At 63.9% G+C, this 26,094-nt stretch carries 27 protein-coding genes and 2 tRNA genes; 19 read left to right on the top strand and 10 right to left on the bottom strand.

Annotation, left to right across the window (positions count from 1 at the left end; translation table 11 throughout):
- From FBR05_08610 to FBR05_08600, 3 genes are all read left to right on the top strand, one after another.
- Positions 1 to 368, top strand: a 368-nt coding sequence (locus FBR05_08610; protein MDL1872255.1) for a Nif3-like dinuclear metal center hexameric protein, incomplete at its 5' end; no start/stop codon positions are given.
- A 45-nt stretch (positions 369 to 413) separates the two neighbouring features.
- On the top strand, positions 414 to 1,181 hold the full coding sequence (locus FBR05_08605) for a class I SAM-dependent methyltransferase (protein ID MDL1872254.1): 768 nt from the start codon (positions 414 to 416) through the stop codon (positions 1,179 to 1,181).
- Positions 1,178 to 1,720: a RidA family protein gene (locus tag FBR05_08600; GenBank protein ID MDL1872253.1), complete on the top strand. Its 543-nt coding sequence runs from the start codon at positions 1,178 to 1,180 to the stop codon at positions 1,718 to 1,720. Before FBR05_08605 ends, FBR05_08600 begins: the two co-directional genes overlap by 4 nt.
- A gap of 81 nt (positions 1,721 to 1,801) precedes the next feature.
- On the opposite strand, the gene FBR05_08595 is transcribed toward FBR05_08600, so the two are convergent.
- The gene (locus tag FBR05_08595; GenBank protein MDL1872252.1) at positions 1,802 to 2,200 is read right to left on the bottom strand and encodes a response regulator; all 399 of its coding nucleotides are present in this window, start codon (positions 2,198 to 2,200) and stop codon (positions 1,802 to 1,804) included.
- A 547-nt stretch (positions 2,201 to 2,747) separates the two neighbouring features.
- Here FBR05_08595 and FBR05_08590 point away from each other — a divergent pair.
- From FBR05_08590 to FBR05_08555, 8 genes are all read left to right on the top strand, one after another.
- Positions 2,748 to 3,989: a hypothetical protein gene (locus tag FBR05_08590; GenBank protein ID MDL1872251.1), complete on the top strand. Its 1,242-nt coding sequence runs from the start codon at positions 2,748 to 2,750 to the stop codon at positions 3,987 to 3,989.
- 256 nt (positions 3,990 to 4,245) lie between these two features.
- Positions 4,246 to 5,463, top strand: a complete 1,218-nt coding sequence (locus FBR05_08585) for a hypothetical protein (protein MDL1872250.1) — start codon at positions 4,246 to 4,248, stop codon at positions 5,461 to 5,463.
- Positions 5,464 to 5,775: 312 nt separating this feature from the next.
- The gene (locus tag FBR05_08580) at positions 5,776 to 7,470 is read left to right on the top strand and encodes a hypothetical protein (protein ID MDL1872249.1); all 1,695 of its coding nucleotides are present in this window, start codon (positions 5,776 to 5,778) and stop codon (positions 7,468 to 7,470) included.
- Between the two features lie 357 nt (positions 7,471 to 7,827).
- The gene (locus FBR05_08575; protein ID MDL1872248.1) at positions 7,828 to 8,469 is read left to right on the top strand and encodes a dTMP kinase; all 642 of its coding nucleotides are present in this window, start codon (positions 7,828 to 7,830) and stop codon (positions 8,467 to 8,469) included.
- A complete protein-coding gene (gene holB, locus FBR05_08570; protein ID MDL1872247.1) occupies positions 8,466 to 9,380 on the top strand; it encodes a DNA polymerase III subunit delta' in 915 nt (304 codons plus the stop codon). The genes FBR05_08575 and holB overlap by 4 nt, the downstream gene beginning before the upstream one ends.
- Positions 9,083 to 10,912, top strand: a complete 1,830-nt coding sequence (gene metG / locus FBR05_08565) for a methionine--tRNA ligase (GenBank protein MDL1872246.1) — start codon at positions 9,083 to 9,085, stop codon at positions 10,910 to 10,912. Before holB ends, metG begins: the two co-directional genes overlap by 298 nt.
- A 106-nt stretch (positions 10,913 to 11,018) precedes the next feature.
- Positions 11,019 to 11,279, top strand: coding sequence for a ribbon-helix-helix protein, CopG family (locus tag FBR05_08560; protein MDL1872245.1), 261 nt, complete (start codon positions 11,019 to 11,021; stop codon positions 11,277 to 11,279).
- Positions 11,279 to 11,689 carry a type II toxin-antitoxin system VapC family toxin gene (locus FBR05_08555; GenBank protein MDL1872244.1) on the top strand — a complete coding sequence of 137 codons (411 nt, stop codon included), beginning with the start codon at positions 11,279 to 11,281 and terminating at the stop codon, positions 11,687 to 11,689. The genes FBR05_08560 and FBR05_08555 overlap by 1 nt, the downstream gene beginning before the upstream one ends.
- Positions 11,690 to 11,695: 6 nt before the next feature.
- On the opposite strand, the gene FBR05_08550 is transcribed toward FBR05_08555, so the two are convergent.
- Positions 11,696 to 12,313 (bottom strand): hypothetical protein, encoded by a 618-nt coding sequence (locus FBR05_08550; GenBank protein MDL1872243.1) that lies wholly within the window; start codon positions 12,311 to 12,313, stop codon positions 11,696 to 11,698.
- A 154-nt stretch (positions 12,314 to 12,467) separates the two neighbouring features.
- The gene (locus FBR05_08545; GenBank protein MDL1872242.1) at positions 12,468 to 12,950 is read right to left on the bottom strand and encodes a hypothetical protein; all 483 of its coding nucleotides are present in this window, start codon (positions 12,948 to 12,950) and stop codon (positions 12,468 to 12,470) included.
- A 304-nt stretch (positions 12,951 to 13,254) separates the two neighbouring features.
- Between FBR05_08545 and FBR05_08540 the strand changes: the two genes are divergently transcribed.
- The 3 genes from FBR05_08540 (at position 13,255) to FBR05_08530 (ending at position 14,250) form a co-directional block, all read left to right on the top strand.
- On the top strand, positions 13,255 to 13,743 hold the full coding sequence (locus FBR05_08540) for a nucleoside deaminase (protein MDL1872241.1): 489 nt from the start codon (positions 13,255 to 13,257) through the stop codon (positions 13,741 to 13,743).
- A gap of 204 nt (positions 13,744 to 13,947) precedes the next feature.
- Positions 13,948 to 14,034, top strand: a tRNA-Ser gene (locus FBR05_08535).
- A gap of 126 nt (positions 14,035 to 14,160) precedes the next feature.
- Positions 14,161 to 14,250 (top strand) — tRNA-Ser (locus FBR05_08530).
- A 13-nt stretch (positions 14,251 to 14,263) separates the two neighbouring features.
- Here the strand turns inward: FBR05_08530 and FBR05_08525 are convergent.
- Together FBR05_08525 and FBR05_08520 are read right to left on the bottom strand one after the other, a co-directional pair.
- Positions 14,264 to 15,304, bottom strand: coding sequence for an alpha/beta fold hydrolase (locus tag FBR05_08525; GenBank protein ID MDL1872240.1), 1,041 nt, complete (start codon positions 15,302 to 15,304; stop codon positions 14,264 to 14,266).
- Between the two features lie 30 nt (positions 15,305 to 15,334).
- Positions 15,335 to 15,925, bottom strand: a complete 591-nt coding sequence (locus FBR05_08520) for a TetR/AcrR family transcriptional regulator (GenBank protein ID MDL1872239.1) — start codon at positions 15,923 to 15,925, stop codon at positions 15,335 to 15,337.
- Positions 15,926 to 16,120: 195 nt separating this feature from the next.
- On the opposite strand from FBR05_08520, the gene FBR05_08515 reads away from it, so the two are divergent.
- Entirely contained in the window at positions 16,121 to 17,134 is a 1,014-nt protein-coding gene (locus tag FBR05_08515) for a hypothetical protein (GenBank protein ID MDL1872238.1), read from the top strand.
- A 45-nt stretch (positions 17,135 to 17,179) separates the two neighbouring features.
- Here the strand turns inward: FBR05_08515 and FBR05_08510 are convergent, their stop codons facing one another.
- The 5 genes from FBR05_08510 to FBR05_08490 all read right to left on the bottom strand — a co-directional run bounded on the left by FBR05_08510 (position 17,180) and on the right by FBR05_08490 (position 21,934).
- Positions 17,180 to 17,716: a bacterioferritin gene (locus FBR05_08510; GenBank protein ID MDL1872237.1), complete on the bottom strand. Its 537-nt coding sequence runs from the start codon at positions 17,714 to 17,716 to the stop codon at positions 17,180 to 17,182.
- Positions 17,717 to 17,867: 151 nt separating this feature from the next.
- Complete coding sequence (locus FBR05_08505; GenBank protein ID MDL1872236.1) at positions 17,868 to 18,971, bottom strand: ABC transporter permease; 1,104 nt, start codon at positions 18,969 to 18,971, stop codon at positions 17,868 to 17,870.
- Positions 18,964 to 19,893, bottom strand: a complete 930-nt coding sequence (locus tag FBR05_08500) for an ABC transporter ATP-binding protein (GenBank protein ID MDL1872235.1) — start codon at positions 19,891 to 19,893, stop codon at positions 18,964 to 18,966. The genes FBR05_08505 and FBR05_08500 overlap by 8 nt, the downstream gene beginning before the upstream one ends.
- The gene (locus FBR05_08495; protein MDL1872234.1) at positions 19,890 to 20,594 is read right to left on the bottom strand and encodes an HlyD family efflux transporter periplasmic adaptor subunit; all 705 of its coding nucleotides are present in this window, start codon (positions 20,592 to 20,594) and stop codon (positions 19,890 to 19,892) included. Before FBR05_08495 ends, FBR05_08500 begins: the two co-directional genes overlap by 4 nt.
- Positions 20,591 to 21,934: a TolC family protein gene (locus FBR05_08490; protein ID MDL1872233.1), complete on the bottom strand. Its 1,344-nt coding sequence runs from the start codon at positions 21,932 to 21,934 to the stop codon at positions 20,591 to 20,593. The genes FBR05_08495 and FBR05_08490 overlap by 4 nt, the downstream gene beginning before the upstream one ends.
- A 104-nt stretch (positions 21,935 to 22,038) precedes the next feature.
- Between FBR05_08490 and FBR05_08485 the strand changes: the two genes are divergently transcribed.
- The 4 genes from FBR05_08485 to FBR05_08470 all read left to right on the top strand — a co-directional run.
- A complete protein-coding gene (locus FBR05_08485; GenBank protein ID MDL1872232.1) occupies positions 22,039 to 24,273 on the top strand; it encodes a DUF11 domain-containing protein in 2,235 nt (744 codons plus the stop codon).
- A gap of 96 nt (positions 24,274 to 24,369) precedes the next feature.
- Entirely contained in the window at positions 24,370 to 24,804 is a 435-nt protein-coding gene (locus FBR05_08480; GenBank protein MDL1872231.1) for a thiol-disulfide oxidoreductase DCC family protein, read from the top strand.
- A gap of 208 nt (positions 24,805 to 25,012) precedes the next feature.
- Positions 25,013 to 25,522: a hypothetical protein gene (locus FBR05_08475; GenBank protein MDL1872230.1), complete on the top strand. Its 510-nt coding sequence runs from the start codon at positions 25,013 to 25,015 to the stop codon at positions 25,520 to 25,522.
- 80 nt (positions 25,523 to 25,602) lie between these two features.
- Positions 25,603 to 26,094 (top strand): ATP-binding cassette domain-containing protein (locus tag FBR05_08470; GenBank protein ID MDL1872229.1); only part of this gene is annotated, 492 nt, incomplete at its 3' end.

Raw genomic sequence — 26,094 nt, 5'->3', positions numbered from 1 at the left:
AATTCGCCGACGCCGTGGGCAAGCGCCTGGCTCTCGAGCACCTGCGCTTCGTCGGCGACCCGCAGCGCCCCGTCGCGCGGGTCGCGGTAATGACCGGCAGCGGCGGAGGCTATTTCCACGAGGCGAAGGCCGCCGGCGCCGACGTCCTGGTCACCGGCGACGTCAAATACCACCCGGCGCTCGACGCGCTGGCCGAGGGCGTCGCCCTGATCGACATCGGGCATTTCGCCGGAGAGATCGGCATGGTCCCGTGGCTGGCCGCGGAGCTGCGGAGCTGGGCGCGATCTCGCGGCTTCGCCAAGCGGATCTTCGCAAGCGAAAGCGGCCGCGACCCCTTCCGCTTCTGGAGCGCGGGGCCCGCCCGATAAAATCCCCTTTGGGAATCCTGAAAAAAAACGTAAACTTGGCCCAGCATGCAAAAATTCCTCACCAATCTGATGGGCAAGGCCGGCAAGGTGATCGAGAAGGTCGCCTCCGTCACCAAGCGCGACAAGACGACCAAGCCCAAGAAGACCGGCGTCACCGACGCGGAGGGGCAGGACTTCGGCTTCATTCAGTGGAACGAAAAGCAGCTGCAGGGCCTGCTAGGCGGCGCCGAGCGCAAGGAGCTCTTCCCGCTCATCCCGGCCCTCAACGGCAAGAAATGCCTGCACTTAAGCCCCGGTTCCGAAGTTTATGTCGAGATGCTCTCCAAGCGCGGCGCCCAGGACATCGTCGAGCTGGACGTCAGTCGCGCGGTCGCCGGCAAGCCCGCGACCCCGGCGCCCTCCGCCTATCCGAAGGCGCGCGGCGCCCTCGACCACCTGCCCTTCGCCCCGGAGACCTTCGACTTCCTGGTCTATCCTTCCGCCCTGGCCTGGCGCTCCGACCTGCACAGCCTGGTCCCCGAGGCGGCGCGCTGCCTGCGGGACAACGGGCGCGTGGTCTTCTCGACGATCCACCCCTTTTTCGAGTACCTGATGAACCCGCGCGGCGGCTTCAAGAAGGGCATCGACACCCTGTTCAACACGCTCAAGAAAAACGGCTTCTTCATGGAAGAGATCCGCGAGGGCTCGCTGGACGAGGCGATGAAGACGACCAGCCTGCCGCCGAAGCTGGCCGAGGACCTGAAGCGCTATCAAGGCCTGCCCCTGATCCTGCTGGTCAAGGGCATCCGGCTCGCCAAGAGGAAGGCCGCATGAGCGAAGCGGAATCCAAGCCCCCCGTCCCCGTCCCGGCGGCGCCCGCCGCGCCTGCCGCGAAACCCGGCAAGAAGCCCGACGCCATCGAGCAGAAGCTGCTGCAGATGCTGCACAAGCTCCCCGAGTTGCCGCCCGCCCTGGGCAGCTACGTCCCCGCCCTGCGCGTCGGCAACCTGCTCTACATCAGCGGCCAGCTGCCGATCTTCAAGAACAGCCTCGGCGCCTACAAGGGCCGTCTCGGCAAAGAGATCACCCTCGAGGCCGCGCAGCGCGGCGCCAAGCAATGCACCCTGAACGCCCTGGCCCTCGCGAAGAACGAGCTGGGCACTCTCGAGAAGATCCGCCGCGTAATCAAGCTGACCGGCTTCGTCGCCGGCATGCCCGGCTTCGTCGACCAACCGAAGGTACTCAACGCCGCCAGCGAGCTCTTGGTCGAACTCTACGGCGAAAACGGCAAACACACCCGCGTCGCCGTCGGCGTGACGGATTTGCCCATGGGGGCATGTGTCGAAATAGAGTATTTATTCGAGGTGCGATGACAGAGCCAGTAGGGGCGAACCTTGTTTCGCCCTCCCCCTGCGTAAATCGAAGAGGGCGAACGCAAGGTTCGCCCCCACACCCTAAATCCCCTGCTTCTCGAACATATACTGGATCTTCCGCACCAGCGAGGCGATGTGGAAGGGCTTGGTGACGTAGTCGTTGGCGCCGTACTCGAGGGCGCGGCGCCGGTCGGCCTGGGAGTCTTTGGCGGAAAGCATCAAGACTTGGATGGGGTGCTCGGGGTTGGACTCGCGAATCTGCCGGCAGACCTCGATGCCGGACATGCCCGGCATCATGATGTCGAGTATCACCAGGTCGGGGGGATCTTCGCGGACCTGGCTCAAGGCGGTGAGCCCGTCCACGGCGGTGCGCACGTCGTAGCTCGGGCCGATCAGCATCCTTTCCAGGATCTTTCGGATCTGGGGGTCATCGTCGACAACCAAGACTTTGCGTTTACTTCCCGAAACCGGCTGACTCATAGCGTCCTTGTCCCGATGCCCCGTGTAAAACTAAAACCGCCGCCGCGCAAAGTCAAACCGTCCTCGATAAATTCCCACGGCCCCACGAAGTTTCGGCCCGGGACCGGTCCCGACGACCCCACGGGCGGACCCCGACCTCCGTCCCCTAGACGCCAGCACCCACGCCACGCCACAAGACTCCTCCAAAAAGGCCCTCCACCGTTTAAAAAATTCGTAACGCACTGCATAAACAATATCATTGACTTTGCCGGGACCATCCGCCATTTAGCCCGCCAAATCGGCCCCACCGGGCGCCGGGGCGCCCATAGGATGGGCGTTTAGAGCTAAACACGGGAAATATATAAAAAACTTGACCTATAATTATATATAAATTAAGTTCCATTTCACTTAAATTAAGTTTAAGTGATAGCACCTCAAGCCCGGCGTTGGACCCGTCGGGCCCCGAAGACAATCAGACGCATCCGGGTTTGGGAACACCTCCAGCAGGGTTCTACCCAAAATCCGCGGCGTGACCTGGGAATTCCTTCTTCTTAGCGAGGAGAAAGAGATGAAAAAACTAGTCGCTTCCGGCCTAGCCTATGCCCTGACCGCGTTTTGCCTCGGCGCCCCGGCCCTTGCCGCCGAATCCAAGGCAGGCGGCGTCGAGTTTAGCGGCAACGTCGACGTCGTCACCGGCTGGCAGCACGACGACGGTTCCAGCACCGACGGCCCGACCGGCGCCTTCCCCCGCCAGGCGGGCGGCAGCTGCTCCTTCGGCGCCGGCGGCCTCGGCTGCAACGCGGCGGACGGCGCGGGCTCCGGCAGCGGCCAGCTGGGCGATTTCCGCGGCTTGGCGCGGCCCAGCCGCGATACCTTCAACTTTTATCTCGACCAAGTCGAGCTCGACATCCAGAAGAGCTTCGGCGAGAACATCCGCATCCGCGCCGACCTCGACTTCGGCCGCTTCCTGAGCGGCAGCGGACGCAACACCCAGGCGGGCTCCAACTTCAACCTCGAGCAAGGCTACGTCACCGCCAACATCGCCATGGGCAACGGCATGGAGCTGCTCTTCGGCCGCTTCAACGCGCCGATCGGGCTCGAGTCCGTCGACCGCGCCGACAACACCGCCGTCTCCTTCTCCAACGTCTACCGTTACCTCCGGCCGCACAATCTGACGGGCGTGAAGTTGTACTATGCCTTCAATGCGACCTTCGACTGGAGCCTCTACGTCGTCAACAACCTGGTCGACGTGATCAGCACCACGGTCGGCACCGACAGCGCCATCCCCTCCTACGGCACACGCTTCGGTTTCACCTGGGGCGGCGAAGGCCGTGAAAATACCATCGGCCTCAGCTACGCCGGCGGCCCCGAGCAATTCGGCAACAACGCGCACCTGACGCACATCCTCGATCTCGATTTCAATTTTCACATCGGCGAAAAGTTCACGATCGGCGGAGAAGGCATCTATAGACAGGACAACGTCACCGGCGCCTTCGCCGGCTTCCCCAACAGCAAGGGATTGGGCGGCTTCCTGCTCTTGGGCTTCGCCCCCAGCGACACCTGGAACCTCTATTTCCGCTACGGCTACCTGCACGACATCAACCCGACGGGCGCCTACACCGGCCTCGACCAGCAGATCCACGACTTCAGCCTGGGCGCCGGTTACCGGATCACCGACGGGGCGCAGCTGAAGTTCGAATACCGGCTCGATTTGCATAACTACAGCGCCGCAACGGCGGCGGCTCTGACCGGCGGCGACCGAACCTCGCTGCAAAACGCGATCGCGGCGGAATTCGCCTATAACTTTTAGCTCTTTGAAACCGAGGATTTTCTTAAGCGCCTTTTCCTTGCCCGAGGTTTCGGCAAATGCCCAAGCTTCAGGCAACCGCCGGCGGGTCCAGGACGGGCGCAACCCCATTAAGGGTCGAATATCGAAGCGAGATTTCGCCATCGGCCCTGGTATACGGCTTGCAGTCTAAGCCAAGGAAATTCTTGGATATTTTTGTACAAAAAACCACAGGTTTCGTGGCGCATTTGAACCTCGACATCCTGGAGAAAAGAAGGAGATGAACATGAAAAAACTAGCTATCGCGGCCAGTCTGTTCGCGCTCAGCGTCAGTCTGCCGGCCCACGCCGAGGAGTCCAAGGCGGGCGGGGTAGAATTCAGCGGTAACGTCGACATCGTCACCGGCTGGCAGCACGACGACGGCGCGGCCATCGGCGACGTCAGCGGCGGGCTGCGCGACTTCCGCGGAGCCACCGCTCCGAGTCGCGACACTTTCAACTTTTACGTGGATCAGGTCGAGCTCGATATCCAAAAGAGCTTCGGCGAAAAGATCCGCCTGCGCGCCGACCTCGATTTCGGCCGTTTCCTCTCGGGCAGCGGTCGCAACACCGACAGCGGCGTCGTCGGAAGCAACTTCGAGCTCGAGCAGGGCTACGTCACCTTGGGCGTCCTGGGCGGCGAGTTCCTGATCGGCCGGTTCAACGTTCCGATCGGCTACTACCTGGTCGACCGGGCCGACAACCCCACGATCTCCTTCCCCAACTCGTATAACTTCCTGACCCCGACCAACGCAACGGGCGCGAAGATGTACTGGGCCTTCGGAGACAACTTCGACATGCACCTCTACCTGGTCAACCAGCTCTTCGACTGTATCATCGTCGGCGCGCCTTGCTTGACCGGCGCCCGCCTCCCCGTCCCGCCCGCCGCGGGCGTGGCCTCTCCCGGCGACAGCGCGATTCCCTCCTGGGGTACCCGCTTCGGGTACAACTGGGGCGAAGAGGGCAAGAAGAGCACCTTGGGTCTGAGCTACGCGGGCGGTCCGGAGCAAGCCGGCAACAACGCGCACTTGACCCATATCATCGATCTCGATTTCGCGATCAAGTTCACCGAGCAGCTCCTGTTCGCGGGTGAATTCACCTACGCCCAGCAGAACAACCTCCCGACGGTCCTCGGCCCCAATGCCAAGTCCATCGCCGGTTACTTCGTGCTGGACTACGGTCTGAGCGACATCTGGGACATCTTCTTCAGCTACGGCTACATCCATGACTTCCAAGGCGAATTCACGGGAGCCGACCAGCAGATCCACAACTTCATCCTCGGCGCGGGCTATCAGATCACCGACGGCGCGAAGATGAAGCTGGAATACCGGATGGACCTCCACCACTATGCGGCGGTCCAACCCGGCCTGCAGCCTCGCAACGTGCTGATCAATCCGGCCAGCGGCGACCGCACCTCGTTGTCGCACGCCCTGGCGGCGGAGTTCGCTTACAACTTCTAGAATTGCGTTCTTGAAATTGGAAACCCCGGTTCTGCTCCGCGGAGCCGGGGTTTTTTTTATCCTTTTCCTGGCCCCTCGCCTTGCACGGATCTACGGCAAATGGCGCAAAGTTAAGCATTCCCGCCTTCGCTCCGAAATCCGGCCCCTAGTCTAAACAAAGGAAATATCTCGCTTTTCTCGAAAGGAGGCCCTGGCACCTCCGTTGCAAATTTCCGGTTGGGGGATTTGCGTGGAGTGCGTGCCTGTGCCGTTGGACCTCGTGTCGAGAACCCGCAGGGCGCTGCATTTCCGGTGCCCCCAGGAGTTCACGACATGACACCACCGGTTTCGACAACGACTCATCCCGCATCGGCGCCCGCCACGGCGCCGGCGGCAACGACGGGGAACGCCGTGCCTCCCTATCGCCTGCAACTGAGCGGCGGCTACACCTCCATCGCCCTGGGCGGCGGGGCGCCGACCTACTCCGGCGGCGTCTTTCAGACCCAGGTCGGGCAGGCCTTTCATTTGGATGCTCGCAATTCCCTCTTTCTCAACGGGGTCTTTCGCCTCGGCGCGCTCAGCGACGGCGCGGGCCACGACGTCTCCCTCGTGCACTTCGGCCTCGAGGGCGGCTACGAGGGATGGATCGCTCCGGAAATTCTCTCGGCCTTCGTCTACGGCGGCATCGGCACCAACGTCCTCTACTCCCAGCAATTCGGCGTCGCGCCCTCGGTGACGCGGGCCCTCGACAACCAATCGATGCTGGCGCTCACGCTGGGCGGCGGTTTCTCCCTGGGCCGCGGCATCTTCGTGCTTTCCGGCGGATTTCAGCCCAACTTCGGCCTCAGCATTCCGGAGACGCCGGACTCCTTCGGCGGCCGCGGCTACAACCCCATGGGCTGGTTCGTGATGGGCGGGCTCGACCTGGCTCGCTTCGTCGATTGGGCCGGGGCGCGCTTTCCCCAAGGCACCTCGATCGGCCAATTCGTGCGCGGCATCACCCCGGGCGTCATCCTCGACACCACCTACACCCTCAACCTCGGCGCGCCCCGCAACGGCGAGAACGCCCTGCGCATCTTCGACACGCGGGCCGACCGGCCGATGTTCAACTACCTCGAGCTATCCCTCGACCGGCCCGTCGACGCGGAGAACCCCTTCGGCTTCCGTTTCGATTTCGGCGTCGGCGAAAATGCCCGCATCGCGCGCTCGCGCTCCTCCTTCAGCGGCGACTGGTACGACCTGCAGCAGGTCTACGCGCGGCTGCGCCTGCCGATCGGCAACGGCCTCACCCTGCGCGGCGGAAAGTTCGCGACGCTGATCGGCACCGAGGTCATCGAGAGCCTGAACAACAACCACATCAGTCATTCCTGGCAGTTCGGCCTCGCGGAACCCTTCACGCATCTCGGGGTCCTGGCCGAATACCCGATCATCCAGGACCGCCTGACGGCGACGACCGGCATCATCAACGGCTGGGACAACGTCCTGGACCGCTCGGCCGGCATCGGTTGGTTGGGCGCTCTTTCCGGCAATCCGACGCCCTGGCTGACTCTCTCCGGCGCCGGCACGGTCGGCTCGGAAGGCGGAAGGCTGCGCAGCATCCTCGACTTCATCGCCGCGGTGAAGGTCAGCGATGCGGCGGCGACGCAGGGAGGCTTTGACCGCTTCACGCTCTCGGCAACTTACGATTGGGGTCATGAGGGCGAAGGCGCGGGCCAGGCCGAGACGAATTGGCACGCCTTCGCCTTGACCGGCAGGGTCAACTTCCTGCCGCAAGTCGGTTTCGCGCAGGGTTTCGAGGTCTTCGTCGACCCCGACGGCGCCCGCACCGGCGCCCCGCAGACCATGTGGTCGACCCGTTCGACCTTGCATGTCGCGCCCTTAGTCGGCGTGGATATCCCGGCCTTGCGAGGCTTGCGGCTGCGCGCGGAGTACCGCCACGACAGTTCGTCGGCGCCCAGCTTCTTCCGAGGCGCCTTGCCGGCCGACTCGCAGGACACCTTCGGCTTCGGCGTCGGCTACGTCTACTGAGCCGCGAAAAGAATTCCTCTCCAAAAGAGGGATGCACAAACACTGCACGGAAGGCCCTCCTGGGGAAACCCAGGGGGGCCTTTTTTTTTGAGGGTATTTGAGGCACAAGCTCCTAGCCGGAGAAGGACATGCCCTTAAGCGACCATCAAAAAGTCCGATCACCTCAAGGCCTATATATTATCGGACTTTTTGCAGAGGGCGGGCCCCGGCCTGAGGGGCCCGACCGGGTCGCTTAAGGGCATGTCCTTCTCCGGCTAGGAGCGGACACGGCAAAAAGAAGCGAGCGTGAATATGAAAAGAAATCCACGTCTCGATATTTCCCTTGCATATCCAAAAGCGAGCTTCCTAGATTTCTCCATGCCCCTATTCCTCACATTCGAAGGCGGAGAAGGCAGCGGCAAGACGACGCAGATCCAGCTTTTGTCCGAGGCCCTGCAAAAACGCGGCCTCCCCTGCGTCCTGACCCGCGAGCCGGGCGGCACCGACATCGGCGTCGAGATCCGCAAGATCCTGCTCGACGGCAAAAATCGTCACCTCGGTCCCCTGGCCGAGCTGATGCTCTACGCTGCCGACCGCGCCCAGCACCTCGACGAGACGATTCGTCCCGCCCTGCGCGCTGGCAAGATCGTACTCTGCGACCTCTTCGCCGACGCGACGGTCGCCTACCAGGGCTTCGGCCGCGGCCTCGACCTGCAGTTGATCTCGGAGCTCAACGAGCTCGCCACCGGCGGGCTCAAGCCCGACCGCAGCTTCCTGCTCGACCTGCCCGTCGAGATCGGCCTGGCCCGCGCCAAGGCGCGGCTGGCGCGGCAAAAGAGCTCGGAAGGGCGCTTCGAGGCCGAGGCCCTCGCCTTCCACGAAAAGGTCCGCCAGGGCTACCTACGCCTCGCCCACGAAGAGCCCGAGCGCTTCCGCGTCCTCGACGCCACCCTCGAAGTCGAAGCCATCCACCGCAAGCTCCTCCAAGAAGTCGAGCCCCTCTTGGGGGTCAAGCCATGAGCGACCTGCCCTTCCTCGCCCACGGCGAGACCTACCGGCGGCTCGACCAGATGCGCCTCGCGGGCCGGCTGCCCCACGCCCTGATCTTCCTCGGGCCCGAAGGCGTCGGCAAACAGTTGGTCGCGCGCCACCTCGCCAAGGCCCTGCTCTGCGAAAAAGAATCCTCGGCCCCCTGCGGCGCCTGCCGCTCCTGCCAACAGGCGGCGACGGGCCAGCACCCCGACCTCTGGAGCCTCGAGCCCGAGGGCGGCCGCATCAAGATCGACGCGATCCGCGAGCTGAAGAAAAGCCTGAATCTCCCTCCGCTGGTGTCAAGGCTCCGCGTCGTCCTGATCGCCGAGGCCCACGCCCTCAACGCGGCCGCCGCGAACGCCCTGCTGAAGACCCTCGAGGAGCCGCCGCCCGCCACCTACTTCCTGCTCGCCAGCCACGCGGCGGGCTGGGTGCCGCGCACCATCCTCTCGCGCTGCCAGAAGGTCCGCTTCTCCCCGCTACCGGACTCGGCCTTGGCCGAAATCCTCCGCGCCCAAGACAAGGCCCTCGACCCGCGCCGCCTGCGCCTGGCCCAAGGCTCCGCGCGCCTCGCCCTGCTCTTGAGCGAGGCGCCCGAGGAATGGCCGGATTTGGAAAGGCTGTGGGGCGAAGCCGAGCCATTGGGCCTCGACGAGGCCTACGCCTTGGGCCAAAGCCTGAACGAGGCGGAGCGCCTGACGCCCTACCTCGAGAGCCTGCTGCTCGAATCCCACCGCCGCCTCTGCGCCGAGGCCTCCCCCGAGCGCCGCTTCGCGCTGCTGACCTTCGCGGAGAGAATCCTAGAGTTCCGCCGCGAAATGCGGCAGAATGCCAATCCCAAGCTGCATCTGCCGCGCCTGCTGATGTTTTTCAAAGAACCGCTCGAAAGCCGACTATGACCCGTTTCTACCTGACCACCGCCATCGACTACGTCAACTCCGTCCCCCACCTGGGCACCGCCTACGAGAAGATCGGCGCCGACGCCCTCGCCCGCTTCCAGCGCTTGGCGGGCCGCGAGGTGCACTTTCAGATGGGCAACGACGAGCACTCCACCAACGTGCTCAAGGCGGCCCGTGAGAAGGGCATGGACCCGAAGGCCTACTGCGACGAGATGCGCGGCAAGTTCACCGAGATCTGGAAAAAGCTGGGCATCAGCTACGACGACTTCATTCAGACCAGCGAGCCGCGGCATCACAAGGCCACGCAAAAGCTCTTCGACGCCATCTTGAAGACGGGCGACATCTACGAGGACCTCTACGAGGGCTGGTACTGCGAGTCCTGCGAGGCCTTCTATACCGAGAAGGACCTGGTCGAGGGCCTGTGTCCGCACCACAAGACAAAGCCGAAGTGGCTCAGCGAGAAGAATTTCTTCTTCAAGCTCTCCAAGTACCAGCAGCCGCTGCTCGACCACATCGCCGCGCACCCCGAGTTCATCGTGCCCGAGATCCGCCGCAACGAGATCGTCAGCCTGATCAAGGGAGGGCTGCAGAACGTCTCGGTCTCGCGCTCCGGCTTCGAGTGGGGGATCCCGCTGCCGAACGACGCGGGCCACGTGGTCTACGTCTGGTTCGACGCCCTGATCAACTACCTGACGGCGGTGGGCTACGCGGACGACCCGGCCCGCTTCGAAAAGTGGTGGCCGGCGGACCTTCACGTGATCGGCAAAGACATCACCCGCTTCCACTGCGTGATCTGGCCCGCCATGCTGATGAGCGCCGGCCTACCGCTGCCCAAGACGGTCTTCGGCCACGGCTTCGTGTATTTGAAGGGCGAGAAGATGAGCAAGAGCCTCGGCAACGTCGTCACCCCTCTGGACGTGGCCGACGTCTACGGCCCGGACGCCCTGCGCTACTACCTGCTGCGCGGCTCCAGCTTCGGCGCCGACGGCAACTTCACCTGGGAAGACTTCATCAAGCGCTACAACGCCGACCTGGCCAACGACCTGGGCAACGTCCTCAACCGCTCGATGGGGATGGCGAAGAAGTACTTCAACGGCCTACTCAAGCCCGGCGAGGCCGCGGAGGCCGACAAGCCGCTGATCCTGAAGGCCGGCGAGACCGGCAAGAAGGTGCGCCAGGCGATGGACTACCTGCAGGGCGATATCCAGTGCCACCTGGCCCTCGAGGCGATCTGGGACCTGATCGGCGCCGTCGACAAATACATCGACAGCAGCGCGCCCTGGACGCTCAAGAAGGAGGGCAAAGAGGCCCGCCTCGCGCAGGTGCTCTACAACGTCTTCAATTGCCTGAGGCTGATCGGCATGTGGGTCGCGCCCTTTATGCCCTTCACCGGCGAGAAGATCTACGCCCAGCTGCGGCTGCCCTTCCCCAAGACCTTCGCGGAGGGCGCGCCGTGGACGGCGATGCCGGCGGAGCACCAGCTGGGCGAGGCCGCTCCGCTCTTTCCCCGGATCGAAACCGAAGCCAAGTGAAGCGACATCCGCCGTTTCATCCTCGTGGCGTCCCTTCCCCCGCCCACTCATTTCCTTCGAAAATTCTGGATTGATAGGGAATCCTACCAGTAGTATAAGTAGCAATATGAAGCTAAGTATCTCCCTGCCCGAGGACATGGCGCGCGAAATCAAAGAAATCGCCAAGAAGTCCGAGCGCAACGTTTCCTGGTGGCTGCAAAAGGCCTGGTCCCTCTCCCGCACCCGCCTGTTGCGCGGCGACAAGCACCGCGAAGCCCAAAAGCGAGCCCTCAAAAAATTGGCCTCGCTTCAAGGCGCCCTGAAGGATGATTTCCCGGGCGAAGATTCCGTCTCCTTGAGCCGCCGCGCCTTTCAATCCAAAAAATAATGTATCTTTTTGACACCAATATCTTTCTGGAAATTTTATTAGGGCAGGGTCAGGCCGATGCCTGCCAAAGGGCGCTCGGCACGGTGGACGAGAATCACGAGGGATGGACCAGCTCCTTCTCCCTCCATGCCGTCGAGGCCATCGTCGGCGCAAAAGCCGGAAGGTGGAGTGTTTTGGAAAAATTCCTCTCCGCGCTCCAGGAACATCCCCATTTTTTCGTCTACACGACCACCCTCGAGGAAGAGCTCGACGTAGTTCGTCGCGTTCCCAAGCTTGGCCTGGACTTCGACGACGCCCTGCAGTTTTGGCTCGCGGATAAGAAGGGATGGAAGCTCATTACTTTGGACAAGGACTTCGCTAAGCTGTGTTCGAAAGGGGTCGATATCCTCGCGCCTTCGGATATCCCTTGACCGGGCTCAACGCCCGAAGCCGTGCCGATGCACCGGCGCCTCGCCCGTCGAGTCGACCACGTCGATCATGTGGCCGGACTGCTGCTCCCACTTCTGCAGGGCCTTCTCGAGGATGGGTTGGTTGAGCGACCAGAGCTCTTGATTCTCGCCTTCGAGCACCACCGTCGAGAAGAGGTGGTAGCTGATCGAAAAATTCTGGAAGCCCGTCTCGTCGGGACCGCCCCAGACGATGAAGCTGCAGGGCTCTTGGATCTGCAGGCGCACGGGATTGTCCGTCTGGAAGGAGGTGCGCAGGAAACCGACGATGTTGAGGTTGAGACGGAAGGTCCAGAGCGGCTCCTTGAGATTTTTCATCACCAGCATCAACTCGTCCAAGAAGGTCTGCTGGTCGAGGCCGGTCTTCTGGATGTGCTGGGTGGCGTCGTAGGTGATGATCTCCATCGAGTCGGGCATCACCAGGCCGAAGAAGGCGCGCAGGAAATTAAAAACCTGCTCGAAGAACCAGACATTGGTCTCCTCGGGGCTGAGCGCGGTGAAATTCATGTTGGAATTGAAGCCCCAGGCGCCCACCACCTGGTTGCGCTCCCAACTCGTCTCCAAGAACTCGTCGAAATTTTTCAGCATAGCGAATAAAACCCGTTGGCCAAACTCGGTTGTCGTAGCAAACCGTCGATTACCTTAGCAAAATTCCCCCCTCCGGCCCAGCGAACAAAGCGGGAAAATCCGGTCGCCAGCTGCGGAGGCCCGCACTAAACCATTAATTAAACCATTGATATTATTAAAATTTATCTAATCCATCCCAGGCCGGATTGGACTCGAGGGATGCGGACAATGTCCGAAGCGCCGCGCTCAGGGCCTCCTTGGAGACGAATTCAACCTTTAGGGTATAGGTCTTCCCCTCGAAATTCTGCGGCGGCACCACCCGGGCGCCGGCGGGCAGGTTCAGGCTCTTCGTCCAGGCCTCGAAGGCCAGCTCATGGGCGTGGCGCTGCGGGTGCAGACGCCGGTCGACCGCGTCGCGCAGGCGGCGTCCCAGCTCTTTCGAGTGCAGGTCCTTGGCGGAGACCTCGTCGAGCAGCTCGGCGAGCAAGGAGGCGGCGTCTTTGCCGGTCTTGGTCTTTAAGTCGGAGACTTGTTCGAGGAATTGCAGGGCCAGGTTGATGCCGATGGGCTTGTTTTGCAGCCATTCGCCCAGGGCCCGGGCTTCGGGAGGGGAGAAACGCTTGAGGCGTCGCTCGACGGTCTTGAGGTAATCGTCCATGGCCCCTATTTAAAGGAAGCCCGGAGCGATGCAAAGCGGGTTTCGGGATTACAGCGAGTAGAGGGTCCTGCGCAGGCGTTTCATCTCCTGCTTTTCGCGTTTACGGATGGAATCAGAGAAAAGATACAAACCAATGGCGGCCACGAGGGCGATGCTGATCATGACGGTAACTCCCTAAATACCCAAGCATTTCCCCATCCTCATCGTGATAGGTTATCGGCCGAACCGGGTCCAAGTTGCGTACAGAAGAAGGGCAGTTAAATATTGACAGCGGGCCGCCAAACCCCTAATCGGGGGCAGGCCCATGCGGAATAAGCCGGCGGAACAGCCCAATAAGTTCATGAAAGCCGCACTGGCCTTGGCTCGCCGGGCCGAGGCCGCCGGCGAGGTGCCGATCGGCGCGGTGGTGGTCAGCGAGGGAAAGATCGTCGGCCGGGGCTATAATCTTCGCGAGACTCGTCGGCGGCCCACGGCTCACGCCGAGCTCTTGGCGATCGAAGCGGCGGCCCGCAAGTTGGGGCGCTGGCGCCTGGAGGGCACGACTTTGTATGTGACCTTGGAGCCCTGCCTGATGTGTTGGGGCGCCATCGTCCTGGCCCGAATCCCGAAAGTGGTCTTCGGGGCCAGGGATCCCAAGGCGGGGGTCTGCGGGTCGATCTTGTCCTTGCAGGACGAGCGCCGCTTCAACCACCACCCCCAGGTCACCGGCGGAATGATGGAAGGGGAATGCGGCGCGATCTTGAGCGAGTTTTTTAAGCGGTTGAGGAAAGAGAAGAAGCGGGGTAAAAAGTAGGATTTTCTGAATCCCGAGTGCTTCCGCGCAATAATAATGGTCCCCCACACCTCAACCGCTGGGGGTTGAAGGGGGAGCGCGGAGCAAGCTCGGAGGGAAGAATATTAGACTATCGCGCGGTTTGCCTGGCCACAACGTGGCCAGTTTCCCCGCTTGCTCCCCCTGGGCTTTAGCGAGCCCGGACTTGCTCCGGGCTCGCGAATAGGAGAGGTGACCGAGTGGTTGAAGGTGCTCGCCTCGAAAGCGAGTGTACCTTAACGGGTACCGTGGGTTCGAATCCCACCCTCTCCGCAGGAAAAATTGGCATTTTGAATTAAGGAAAAAAATAAATCCTCTACCTTACCGGTGGGGGTGAGGGGGGAGGCGGAACCGCCCCCCGGGCTTTAGCCGACCCGAATTTACTTCGGGTCGGCGAATGGAGAGGTGACCGAGTGGTTGAAGGTGCACGCCTGGAACGCGTGTGTGCGGGAAACCGTACCGTGGGTTCGAATCCCACCCTCTCCGCCATTTTATTATTATCTTAACGGCGGGCGCCCATGGCGATTCCTTCGACTTCGTGCTCCCAGCGCAGCTCCCGGTCGAAGAGTTCCCGCTCCAAGGCGCACATTTCGCAGACCTCCATCGATGATTCGGCTTGCCAAGAAAGCGGATCCCCGCAACCCGCGCAGACACCGGCCTCCGTGCCTTCCGGCAATTCGCGGGTGCTATCCTTGTCGACCAGAAATTTCACCGCCTCCGCGACCACGCCCGGATCGCGCAAGATGCGCCGGTGGCCCAAACCCTCGGTCATCGTGAGACGGCCGTTCGGAACCGAATGCGCGACCGCCGCTCCGTCGTACCAAAGGACCTCCGCATCGGCGCGGTCGTGGATCACCAGCAGCGGCATGCGGACGGCTGGACCCAAGACCCGCGTGTTGAGCCGGTCGAAACGGACGTGCAGGCGTCGCTCGGCACGGCGCCGCATCGCCTCCACCACCTTCCGCGGCAGTCTCAGCATCCGGCCGAAGCGGTAGACCCATTCCAAGGCGTCCGCCGGCGGGGCCACATACACAGCCCGGCCCACCGCCAGGCCCTGGGCGATCGCCAGCGAGGCCGCGGCCCCGCCCATCGAATGCGTGACGAGGACCTCGACCGGTCCCAACTTCCCGGCCACCGCGCTTAAGGACGCCGCAAACTCCGGCAATGAGCTGGTTCTTCCCTCGGAATGGCCGTGCGCCGGCGCGTCAAAGGCCACGACCGAATAGCCCGCCCCGCGGAGCGGTTCCACGAAGGGCAGCATCTGCGCCGCGCTGCCGCCCCAACCGTGAACCAACAATGCCGTCGGCCCATCGCCCCAGCGCCAAGCGACGACCCGCCGTCCGCCAAGCTCAAATTGGTAGCGCCGCGCCGAGGCGAGCATCCTTGCCTCCCCTTCCGACTCGGGACGCCGAGGCACCGAGAAGAACAGTCGCTCGGCCAGGGCCGCCGCTAGGCCGGTGGAAATACGGGCCAAGCCCGCCAAAAAAATTCGGTAGAATTGCGGGATTAACAATCGAACGTTCGTGCTATTTTTTGAGCGCATAACGGGCTCCTTTCCAGCCGCTCCGGCGGCTTAAGCCTTGGCTCGTTGCATCAGGGATTCAAAGGCGGTCTCCGCCCGGCGGTCGGCCTTCGGGTCGTTCAGCAGCCGGACGGAATAATGATAGGCCAGCATCAGACCGTAGAGTTCGTAGACGAATTGCTCCGGATCGACCCGGTTGTTGAAATGCCCCTCGGCGATCGCGCTGCGCACGATCCCGGCCAGGGTCTCAAGCCAATCCTTCTGCTGGCTCACCAGCAGGTCGCGGGCGGGGCCGGGGCGGTCGTCCAGCTCGGTCGCGGCCGCGACGAAAAAACACCCGCCCGCCATGCTGCTTTCCTTGGGCCAACGCCGCCAGCGATCGAAGATCGCCCGCAGCCGGGGCTCGCCGCGTGGGGCCTTGAGCGCCGGGCGGATCACTGTCTCGGTGAAGCGCTCGGCCGCGTGCTCCAACACCTTGACCTGGAGGCCTTGCAGGGACTTGAAATGCGCGAAGAGCCCGCTCTTGGAGAGGTCGAGGTCCTCCGCCAGCCGGCCGAAGCTCAGGCCCTCCAAGCCGACTTGGCTGGCCATGGCCGTCGCGTGTTCCAGGATCATCTGTCGGGTCATGTCGCCTTTTTGGATCATAGCTTATTTTTTAGCACGATCGTTCTATTTTTCCAGAGATAAAAATCCCGCTGGGGAGAAGCTGTCAGAAATCGAACCCAATTCCTCAAGAGTGGGAAGGACTTAGCCCAAAAAACCCACTACGGATTTTTTTCGACAACCCCGCCGCGGGGCCGCCGAAAATCTCCCCGCTCGGGAAGCCCTGGAGGGGCCATGGCCGATTTCCCGCTCGCGACCGCCAGCTTAAAAAAAATCAGCACCGGCAACCGGGCGCTCCGCTCCGCCCAAGCCAAGGACCTCGGAACCGCCCAGTCCCCGTTCCTCGCTCCTCCGCCCGCATCCGGAACCACCGCGCCGCCGCCCATCGCCCCTCCTCCGCCCTCGTCTCCATTACCTGCCGCCTCCTTTTCCCGTCCGCATGCGGCGCCGCAGGAATGGGCGCCGCCGCGCCCCGCCCGGCAGTTCAGCTTCGGTCACCCGAGCTTCGCGCCCGAATGGGGCCGCGTCACCCGCGGCTTCGACGCGACGCCGGAGCGGCGCGAGTGGCAGGCCGAGCAGATCCTGCGCCGCCTCGGCCACTGGCCGCCGCCCGAGGGCGAGGTCTACGTCATCCAGATCGACCAGGACAGCCCGCCGCCCCCGCCCCCGGCGCCGAAGCCCGGCCTGCCCGCCGCGGAGCATCGCGCGCAAACCGAGGCGCGGCGGCGCGCGATCGAGGCGCTCAACGCCTACCTCACCGCCTTCACGGGGCAGACCGTCGCGTTTCGCGCGGAGCGGCGGGACGGTCGTCTGAAACTGACGGAGTTGAATCCCAACGGCCCGCTGCGCTCCGCCTCGCACCCGGGGCAACTGGACCCGGCGGGGCAGGCCAGCTGCAACGGCATGATTTGCGGCATGGCCTGGCTGCGCAGCGGAATTTATCCCTACAAGACGGGCCTGTCGGGGGTCTTCAATCCGGTGCAGGATTCGTTGATGGACGTGGCGCGGGACATGAATTTCGACGGGGCCGTCGATCGCCGGGAGTCGGCGTTATCCGCCCGGGCCCACGGCTTCGCGATCCAGATTCACGCCGGCTTTCCCGGCTCGCCGCGGAGCGTGGGCTGCCAGACCATGCCCCCGCCGGACTTCGCGGCCTTGCAGAAGATCGTCGCCGACACCGGCGCGCCGACATTTTCCTACGCGCTGGTCCGGCGTCCCAACGAGATATTCGGCGCCCAGGATTGGTGAGGCGTCCCCTCTCGGACGATGCGATGCGCCCGAATGTCGACACCGTCAGGGACGAAGCTTCTCGAGCAGGCTGACCAAGTCGTCGGCGTGCTCCTCTTCCATCGCCAGAATTCCCTCCAGCATGCGCCGGGTCGTGGGGTCGTCGTTGCCCAGGTAGGCGATCATCTCGCGGTAGCTGTCGATCGCCACGCGCTCGGCGACCAAGTCTTCCTTGATCATGTCCACCAGGGAATCGCCCTCGACGTACTCGGCATGGCTGCGGGTGAGCAGCCCCTCGGGGGAGAAATTGGGCTCGCCGCCCAGTTGGACGATGCGCGCGGCAATCTCGTCGGCGTGGCCCTGCTCTTCGACGGCGTGCTGCATGAACTCGGCGGCGACCGACTGGGCGTTGATGCCGGCCGCCATGAAGTGGTGGCGGCGGTAGCGCAGGACGCAGACGATCTCGGTGGCCAGTGCCTCGTTGAGGATCTTCACGACGATTTTGCGGTCGGCCCGGTAGCCGGGGGTGACGGCGCCCTCCGCGATGTGCTGGCGGGCGCGTTTTCGAAGGGTTTTGACGTCGGTCAAGAAGGGCTTTGCCATGCTTGCTCCAGGATCTTAAGGTTGAGAGTGGTCGTTGCGGGACAAAGTGTCCGGCAAGGGCGACAGGATTTCAATCATTTTTCATTTTACGGCAAATGGGGCCGAAGCCCTTCCTCAAAAATTCCGCAAAAACTTCCGGGCCGACGGGCGGCTAGGAGAGCCGCTTGTGGAATTTCAAGATGCTCAGGGTGAGGACCACGACCGCCATCAAGGCGAGGACCCCGACCTCGGGCCAGAGGTCCGCGAGGTGCAGCCCCTTGAGGGTGATTCCCCGGATGATCCGCAGGAAGAAGGTCAGCGGGATGATGTTGCCCAGCAGATAGATGGGCTCGGGCATCGTCTCGCGGGGGAAGAAAAACCCGGAGAGCAGGATCGAGGGCGCCGCGAAGAACATGATCATCTGCGAGGCCTGCATCTGGTTCTCGGCGACGGTGGAGGCAAGCAGGCCCAAGCCCAAGCACACCATCAGGTAGAGCCCCGTCAGCCCGAAGAGCAGCAAGGGGCTGCCCCGGAGCGGTAAGGCGAAGAGGAAGCGGGCCGTCGACAGGACGGTCACGGCGATGAAGAGGCCGATCAACATGTAGGGAATGAGCTTGCCGAGGATCAGCTCGTAGGAACGGATGGGCGTCACCAGGAGCTGCTCGAGGTTGCCGCGCTCCTTCTCCCGCACAACGGCGGAGCTCGTGATCATGGGGATAAGCAGCATGAGCAGGAGCCCCACCACCCCCGGCACCAGGAAATACGAGCTCTTCAGGTCGGGGTTATACCAAAGCCGCGGCCGGAACTCGACCGGGGTCACTGTGGCCCCGATCATGCCCTCGCGCTGCATGAAATCGTTCACGATCGCGACGCTGGTGTTGAGCGCCGTGTTGGCCGGGTTGGAGTCGGTGCCGTCGATCAGCAGCTGGAGCTGCGCCCCCGTCCCGGCCAGGAGGTTCCGCGTGAAATCCGGCGGGATGTGCAGGCCGGCCTTCGCCTTGCCCCGGTCCAGCGCCACCCGCACCTCGTGATCGGACTTCGCGATCCAGTCGACGTCGAAATAGGAGGATTGCTCCAGGGCCTGGACGAGGCGCCGGCTCAGGGAAGTCTGGTCCTCGTCGTAGAGAATGGTGCTCAGGTGCTTGACGTCGGTATTGATCCCGTATCCGTAGATCATCAATTGCATGACGGGCATGAAGATGATCAGGCCTAGGGTCTTCGGATCCCGAATCAATTGAATGAATTCCTTCCAGATGATCGCGCGAATTCTATGCATCGCCGCCCTCCGACAGGGTAGCGAACACGTCCTCAAGGGCGGCCTCGATCGGGCGGATCGCCAGGATCTCCACGCCCTCGCGCGCGGCGGCCTTCCGCAGCGCGCGGGTCGCGGCCTCCGCGTCCGCCACGTTGAGATGCAGGGTCGTGCCGTAGGCCGTGAGCCCCGTGACGCCCGGGATCTCGCCGAAGACCTGCGAGGCCTTCAGCAGCGGACGGCATTCGACCTCGAGGACCTGGCCGGGATTGTTCATTTTCAGCTCTTGGGGATTGCCGACCTTGAGCAGCTTGCCCAGGCTGATGAAGGCAATCTGGTTGCAGCGCTCGGCTTCCTCCATGTAGTGAGTGGTCACGAAGAGGGCGACGCCCTGGTCGGCGAGTCCGTAGAGCACCTCCCACAGGGCGCGGCGGGACATCGGGTCCACGCCAGCGGTGGGCTCGTCGAGAAAGAGGATCTTCGGCTCGTGCAAAATGGCCGTCGCCACCGCCACGCGCTGCTTCCACCCGCCGGAGAGGTTCCCCGTCAGCATGTCGGCGTAGCGGTGGAGGCCGGCGAAATCCATCACCGCCTGGATGCGACGCTGCAGTCGCTCCGAGCGCAGCCCGTAGATGCGGCCGTAGAACTTGAGGTTCTCCAGCACCGTCAGGTCGCTGTAGAGGCTGAAGCGCTGCGAGACGTAACCGATCGCGGTCTTGACGCTCTCGGGATCCTCGTTGACGTCGAAGCCTCCCACCGTCGCCGTGCCCGAGGTCGGCGCGAGGATGCCGCAGAGCATGCGGATGGTGGTGCTCTTGCCCGAGCCGTTGGAGCCGAGGAAGCCGAAGATCTCCCCGTAGGCGATCGAGAAGCTGATCCGGTCGACCGCGGTGAGCTTGCCGAACTTACGGGTGAGATCCTTCACCTCGATGGCGGGGGCGCTCATGGGGCCCCTTCCGCGCGCAAGGGCAGCGCGACGTCGGCGGCGACCCCGGGGCGCAGGTAGGGCTCAACCTCGTCTAAGGTCACCTTGACGGCGAAGGTTTGCGTCACCCGTTCCTCGGGGGTCTGGACGTTACGGGGGGTGAATTCCGCGGCCGGAGAAATGAAGGTGACCTTTCCCTTGAACTCGCGCTTCAGGCCGTCGAAACGCAGGCGGGCCTCCTGGCCCAGGCTCAATCGGTTGACATAGCCCTCGGGGACGTAAATGCGCACCCACAGCCTCGACCGGTCGCCGATCACCAGGACCGGCGAATTGCTCGAAACCACCTCGCCGGTCTCGTGGACCTTGGTCAGCACCACGCCGTCCACCGGAGCGACCAGGCGCTGGTCCTCCATCGCCAATTCGGCCTGCTCGACCGCCTGTTGGTTGCCGCCGCCCCGGGCAAGCAGCGCGACCTGCCGCTCGTAGTCGCGGCGGGCCTGCTCGAAGCGATCGAGGGAGGCCAGGAGCTGGCCCCGCTTCACCGCGTCACCTTCGTCGACCAAAAGCTGCGCGAGGCGGCCCGGCACCGGCATGCCCACCTCGTGCTCCGTCATCTCCAGGGTTCCGGACAACTCCAACAAGGAATCGTCGCCGGAGCGCTTGCAGGCCGAAAGGGCCAAGCACAGGGCCAAACCTGCGATCGCGAGGTGAAATCGTCTCATGGTCGCTCCATCTCCTCCAGCCAAGGGCCCATGCGCCCGAGCCGGTATTGCAGGTTCACCCAGGCCAAGCGGTAGGTGGCCAAGGCCTCGCTGGATTGATCCTTCGCGGAGGCCCAAGTCGCCTGGGCCTCGATCACCTCCAGGTCGCTGCCCAGGCCGATCCCCCGCCGCTCCCGGGCCAGACCCAGGCCCTGCGCGGCCTTGGCGAGGTCGGCCTGCGCCGCACGATAGCCCTCCTCGGCCTGGCGCAGGGCGACGAGGGCGCTCTTGGCCTCGGCGAGGCGGTCGCGGCGGGTCTGCTCGAGTTGGGCCTCGCTCTCCCGAATCTTCGAGCTGGCCTCCTGGACGCGGGCCTTGCGCAGGCCGCCTTGATAGATGGGGATCGAGAGCTGCCCGCCGAAGGAATAGGTATCCGTCACGTTGCCCGGATCCGGGCCGCTGGCGCCCACGTCCGCGCTGGCGCCGAGCTTGGGATAATATTCGGCGACCTCCTGGCGGCGCTGCTGGACCTGGGTCTCGACCTGACGCTGCGCCACGAGGACGTCGGGATGCGAGGCCAAGAGGGAGTCCAGCTCGCCGTCTTGGGGCGGCTTCCGCCGCAGCCAGGGATCCCGCGTCGTGAAGCTCAGCGGCTGATCGACGGGCAACCCCAGGGCCGCGGCCAAATCCAGGCGCCGCTCCTCGGCCTCTGCCCGGACGCGCGCGACGAGGCTGCGGCTGTCGGCCAGGGACGCGCGGGCGCCGGTGACGTCGAAGTCCGAACCCAACCCGAGCCGAAGCTGCGAGTCCGCGATGCCGAGCCGCGCCCCGTCGCGCTTTTGCAGGTATTGGGCGTACTCGACCGCTTCCTGGGCGCGCTGGGCCTCGAGATAAAGGTTGGCCACCAGGACCAGCGCGTCGGCCTCGGCCTTTTCCTGTTCCGCTGCCGAGAGCCTTTGCCCGCTGCGCGCGGCATCCAAGCGGCGGAACAGGGTCAAGTCGAAGAGGGTTTGCTGCAATTTCAGCCGGGCGTCGAAGACGTTGAAGGGCGGCGGGGTCAGGTCGAAACCCGGCGTGCCGGGATCGATGCCGAAGGCCTCGAGATTGACGGTCTTGCGGTACTGCGAGACGGCGGCGTCGAAGCTCGGATAGAGGCCCGACTTGACCTGGGCGATCCTGGCCAAGGCCTGGCGCACCCGTTCTTGGGAGACCAGCACCTGCACGTGGCGCTCCCGCGCGAGCCTCAGGGCTTCGGAAAGGCTCAAGGCCCGGGGTACGACCGCCGGCTCCGCCCGCGCGAAAGAGGCCAAGGCGAGCCCTAGCAGGCCGCAAAGCAGGATCCGAAGGTGAGGAAGGGGCATCCCTTGGGGGCATAAGGAGGAAAGCCCGAATTGTCAATCCGACAGGGAGCAGGCCCTCGGCGCCCCGGAATCCTTTTGACTCGAGAAAGGGGACGTTGCAGAATATGCCCTCCACCCCAAATATTCATCGCGAGGACGCCCTTCGGTCCCCCAGGAGGTTCCCGGCCATGAAACCCAAACTATTTTCCCTGCTCTTCACCGCCATCCTCTCACAAATCGCCTTCAGTCCCTCGCTGGGGGCCTCGACGATCACCGTCAACACCGAGGCGGACATCATCGACACGCCCGAGTGCACGCTCCGCGAGGCGATCGCCTCGGTCAACAACGGCGGCGCCCTGGGCGGCTGCCAGGCGGTCGGGGACGGAGTTCCGGATACGGTTGTACTTCCCGCGGGCAATTACGTCTTATCGCTGCCCGGCACCGATGAAGATAATTGCGGTAACGGCGATCTGGACGTTCTCGCCAACCTCACGCTGAACGGGGCCGGCTCCGGCAATACCAGCATTAGCGCCGAGGGCTTAAAACCCGATACTCCGGAACGCGTCTTCGACATCAATCCCTTCGGCAACTCGGATATCTCCGTGACCTTCAACGGAGTCACGATCCGCGACGGAGACGACTTCGTCGGCGGCGGCATCCAAATCTTGGGCGAGCAATCGAATCTCATTTCCTTCGTCAAGGCGGGCAGTTTCGGCTCGACCGTCTCAGTCGTCTTAAACGACGTCGTCGTCACCGAAAACATGGCTTTTATCGAGGGCGGCGGCGTCAACAACTTCGGGGCGGATCTCACGCTCAACAATTCCCAGGTCACGCAGAACCAGGCCGAAAATTTTACCGGCGGCGGCATCTCCCATCAAGGCGGCTGCTTCAAGTGCGTCGACGCGGCGCTGCTCGTCGTCAATTCCGGTGGCCTCCTGACCTTGCAAAACACGACGATCTCCGGCAACAGCGCCGTGGCCGGCGGCGGCGTCTACAACGAGGCCGAGCTGGTCATGGATTCCAGCACGGTCAGCGGCAACACCGCCGGCAACGACGGCGGCGGCATCTATGGCGGTTTCGGCTCCCTGGCCCTGATCACCAACTCCACCGTCAGCGGCAACCAGGCCCTCGGCGAGAACATTTCCACTATCGTCCTGTCGGACATGAAGCTGGGCTTCTTCCCCAACGACGGTGCCGGCGGCGGTATCTACCAAATCTTGGGCGCCTTGGCCCTGGTCAACAGCACGGTCAGCGGCAACAGTGCCGGCAGCCTGGGCGGCGGCCTGTTCTTCATCACCAACTTTCCCAACCTCCAGGCGGGCGAGGGCCTCGCCCAGGGCAACGGCGTCGACTTGGGGCTCTTCAACGTCACGATGGCACGCAACACCGCGGGCGACGCCGGCGGCGGCGTCCTGCTGTTCGAGGTGGACTTCAACGGCGATCTGACGGCCGGCGCCACGGGTTTCCAAAGCGTCGTCGCCAATTCCTTGATCGCCGCCAACACCGCGGGCGCCGGAGCGGATTGCGTGGGCGCCTTCGGATCCCAGGGCTACAACCTGATAGGCCAGGTCGACGACAACTGCGTCGGCTTCGCCGCGACCGGCGATCAGACCGGCAGTCCTTCGACCCCGCTCGATCCCCGGATCGGCGACCTGCAAAACAACGGAGGGCCCACGCAGACCCACGGCCTGCTGCAGGGCAGCCCCGCCATCGACACCGCCAATCCGGACGGCTGCCTCGACGAGGACGGCCTCCCCTTGACCCGCGACCAGCGCAACCTCGTCCGACCCGTCAACGCCACCGGCCTGGCCGCCGCCATCTGCGACATCGGCGCCTATGAGGTCGGCGGCGCGGTGCTGCGCGTGGTCAAGAGCGACGACACCGGCGGCCAATCCGTCGCCCTCGGCGAGACTTTCACCTACACGATCACGGTCACCAACGAGGGCCCCAACCTCGCGACCGACGTGCAGCTGAGCGATCCCCTGCCCGGCCAGGTGGACTTCCTCGGCCCGATCACCGCCAGCCAAGGCAGCTGCAACAATGCGGGTGACGTCGTCACCTGCGCCCTCGGCGAGATTCCGGTGGGCGCCACCGTCACGGTGAGCTTCGCGGTGACGGCGGTCAGTCCCAGCACCACGGTCGTCAATACCGTGACCGTCACCACCTCCACCAAGGAGTTCGAAAATACCGGCACCTTCACGGCCACGGTCACCACCAACCTGGGTGGCGGCCTGCTGGAAGGCGCCGGCTGCGCTCTGTCGCTCGACGTCGCGGGCTCCGTGCAGACGCTGAGCGCCATGTTGCCCTTGGCCCTCGCCTTAGCCCTGGCTGCGCTGCGCCGCCTCTCGCGCCGCGAGTAGGGCCAGCTCCACTCTTGCCTTTCCCGGCCGCCGGACACCCGGCGGCCTTTTTTTTGCTGGCTGGCGATAATGGGAAAAATGCTCTAGGAAGGATCCATGTCCGCCGTGGTCCTATTCGACGGGGTCTGCAACCTCTGCAACGCCAGCGTGGCCTTCATCCTGCGCCGGGATCGAAGGGCCTATTTCCGCTTCGCCTCCCTGCAATCCGAGACCGCGAAGCAGCTGCTGCAAGGCCACTCGCTGGAGGCGGGTCTCGATTCCATCGTCCTGGTGGAAGACGGCGAATGCTTCACCAAATCCACCGCGGCCCTGCGCATCGCCCGACGCCTTGGCGGCCTCTGGCCCCTGCTCTACGCCTTCATGCTCCTCCCCCGCTGGATTCGGGATCCGATCTACGATTGGGTCGCCCGCAACCGCTACCGTTGGTTCGGACGCCGCGAAAGCTGCATGGTCCCCGCGCCGGAATGGAAAGACCGCTTCCTGGACAGCGCCTTCGCCGGAGGTGCTAACCCCCCAGCTTCCCGAAATTAAGGGCTTCCAGGCTCCACCCCGCATTTCGCATTTTTAATAATTATCTAGTAATTTCATATATTTAAAAATTGAAATGCTTGGCATTGGCTTTGCTTTTCTTTTTCCCAGAAGGCACGGGGGGCACGCATTTCATCCCACCTCGAGACGGTTCTTCGAACCGCTGCCTGCAAACCGACGCACTCCTTTAAAAGCCGAAAGGGCTGAGGCAATGGACACGCGGGAAATCCAAGAGAAGACAGTCGAAGCCAAGGGCGGCGCGTTTTTCTACGAGCAGTGGAAGCGCCTGCGGGTCTCCGCCGACGCGGCCCCCGCGCCGGCCGAAGCGCCGGCATGCCCGGCGGATTCCGAATTTTCGTCTCGAAACCCGAATGTCGCCGCCGAGGCCAAACGCCCGGGCGGCGTCTGGTCCGCGCAGCAGTCCTGGAACCAAGGCCTGCCGGCCGAGCGCCACCTGCGCGCCGTGCAAACGGATCCTGCCGAGGCCGCGAAGAAATCCCTCGATCGCTACAAGCAGCGCCTCCAAGAATACCGCGACTGCCAGTCCGCGCGGCTGGCCTTGCTGGAGCAGAGCGAGACCGCCGACACGCCCGCAGCCAAGGCCAAAGCACAACAGGGCCTGAAGGTCTTGGAGGGTCGCCTGGACTTTTTGGAGAAAGAGCTGCGCAATGGCTACCGCCGCACCAAGGCGGCGATGCAGGAAATCCGCCAGGCGTCCTAAAGACCGGCCGGCTCGAAAAACTCATCGGACAATTCGACGCTTTCGATTAGACTAGGGCAGTCGCCCCCGCGGCGAAGCCCATGTCGGAAACGAACGCCCATCCCGTTGTGCTTCGGGCCCAGGACCTCACCAAGGTCTACGCCATGGGCGAGGTGTCGGTGCAGGCCCTACGAGGGGTCAGCCTGGATCTCACCGAAGGGGAATTCGTCGTCCTGCTGGGGCCCTCGGGCGGGGGCAAGTCCACCCTGCTCAATATCCTGGGCGGCCTCGACACGCCCAGCTCCGGTGAGCTTTGGTACCGCGACCATCACTTGAGCGCCGCGGATGAGGCGGGCCTCACCCGCTACCGGCGAGAGCATGTCGGCTTCGTCTTCCAATTTTACAACCTCATCCCCAGCCTGACCGCGCTGGAGAACGTCCGCCTCGTCACGGACATCGCCGAGCGCCCGATGGAGGCCCTCGAGGCCTTGAGGCTGGTCGGGCTGGAGCCGCGCCGCGACCACTTCCCCTCCCAGCTTTCCGGCGGCGAGCAGCAACGCGTCGCCGTCGCCCGAGCCATCGCCAAGCGCCCC

This window comes from Deltaproteobacteria bacterium PRO3, from assembly GCA_030263375.1.
Classification (GTDB): Bacteria; UBA10199; UBA10199; order DSSB01; family DSSB01; genus DSSB01.
The sequence above is the reverse complement of the archived record's forward strand: the minus strand, read 5'-3'. Positions and strand labels throughout refer to the sequence as shown.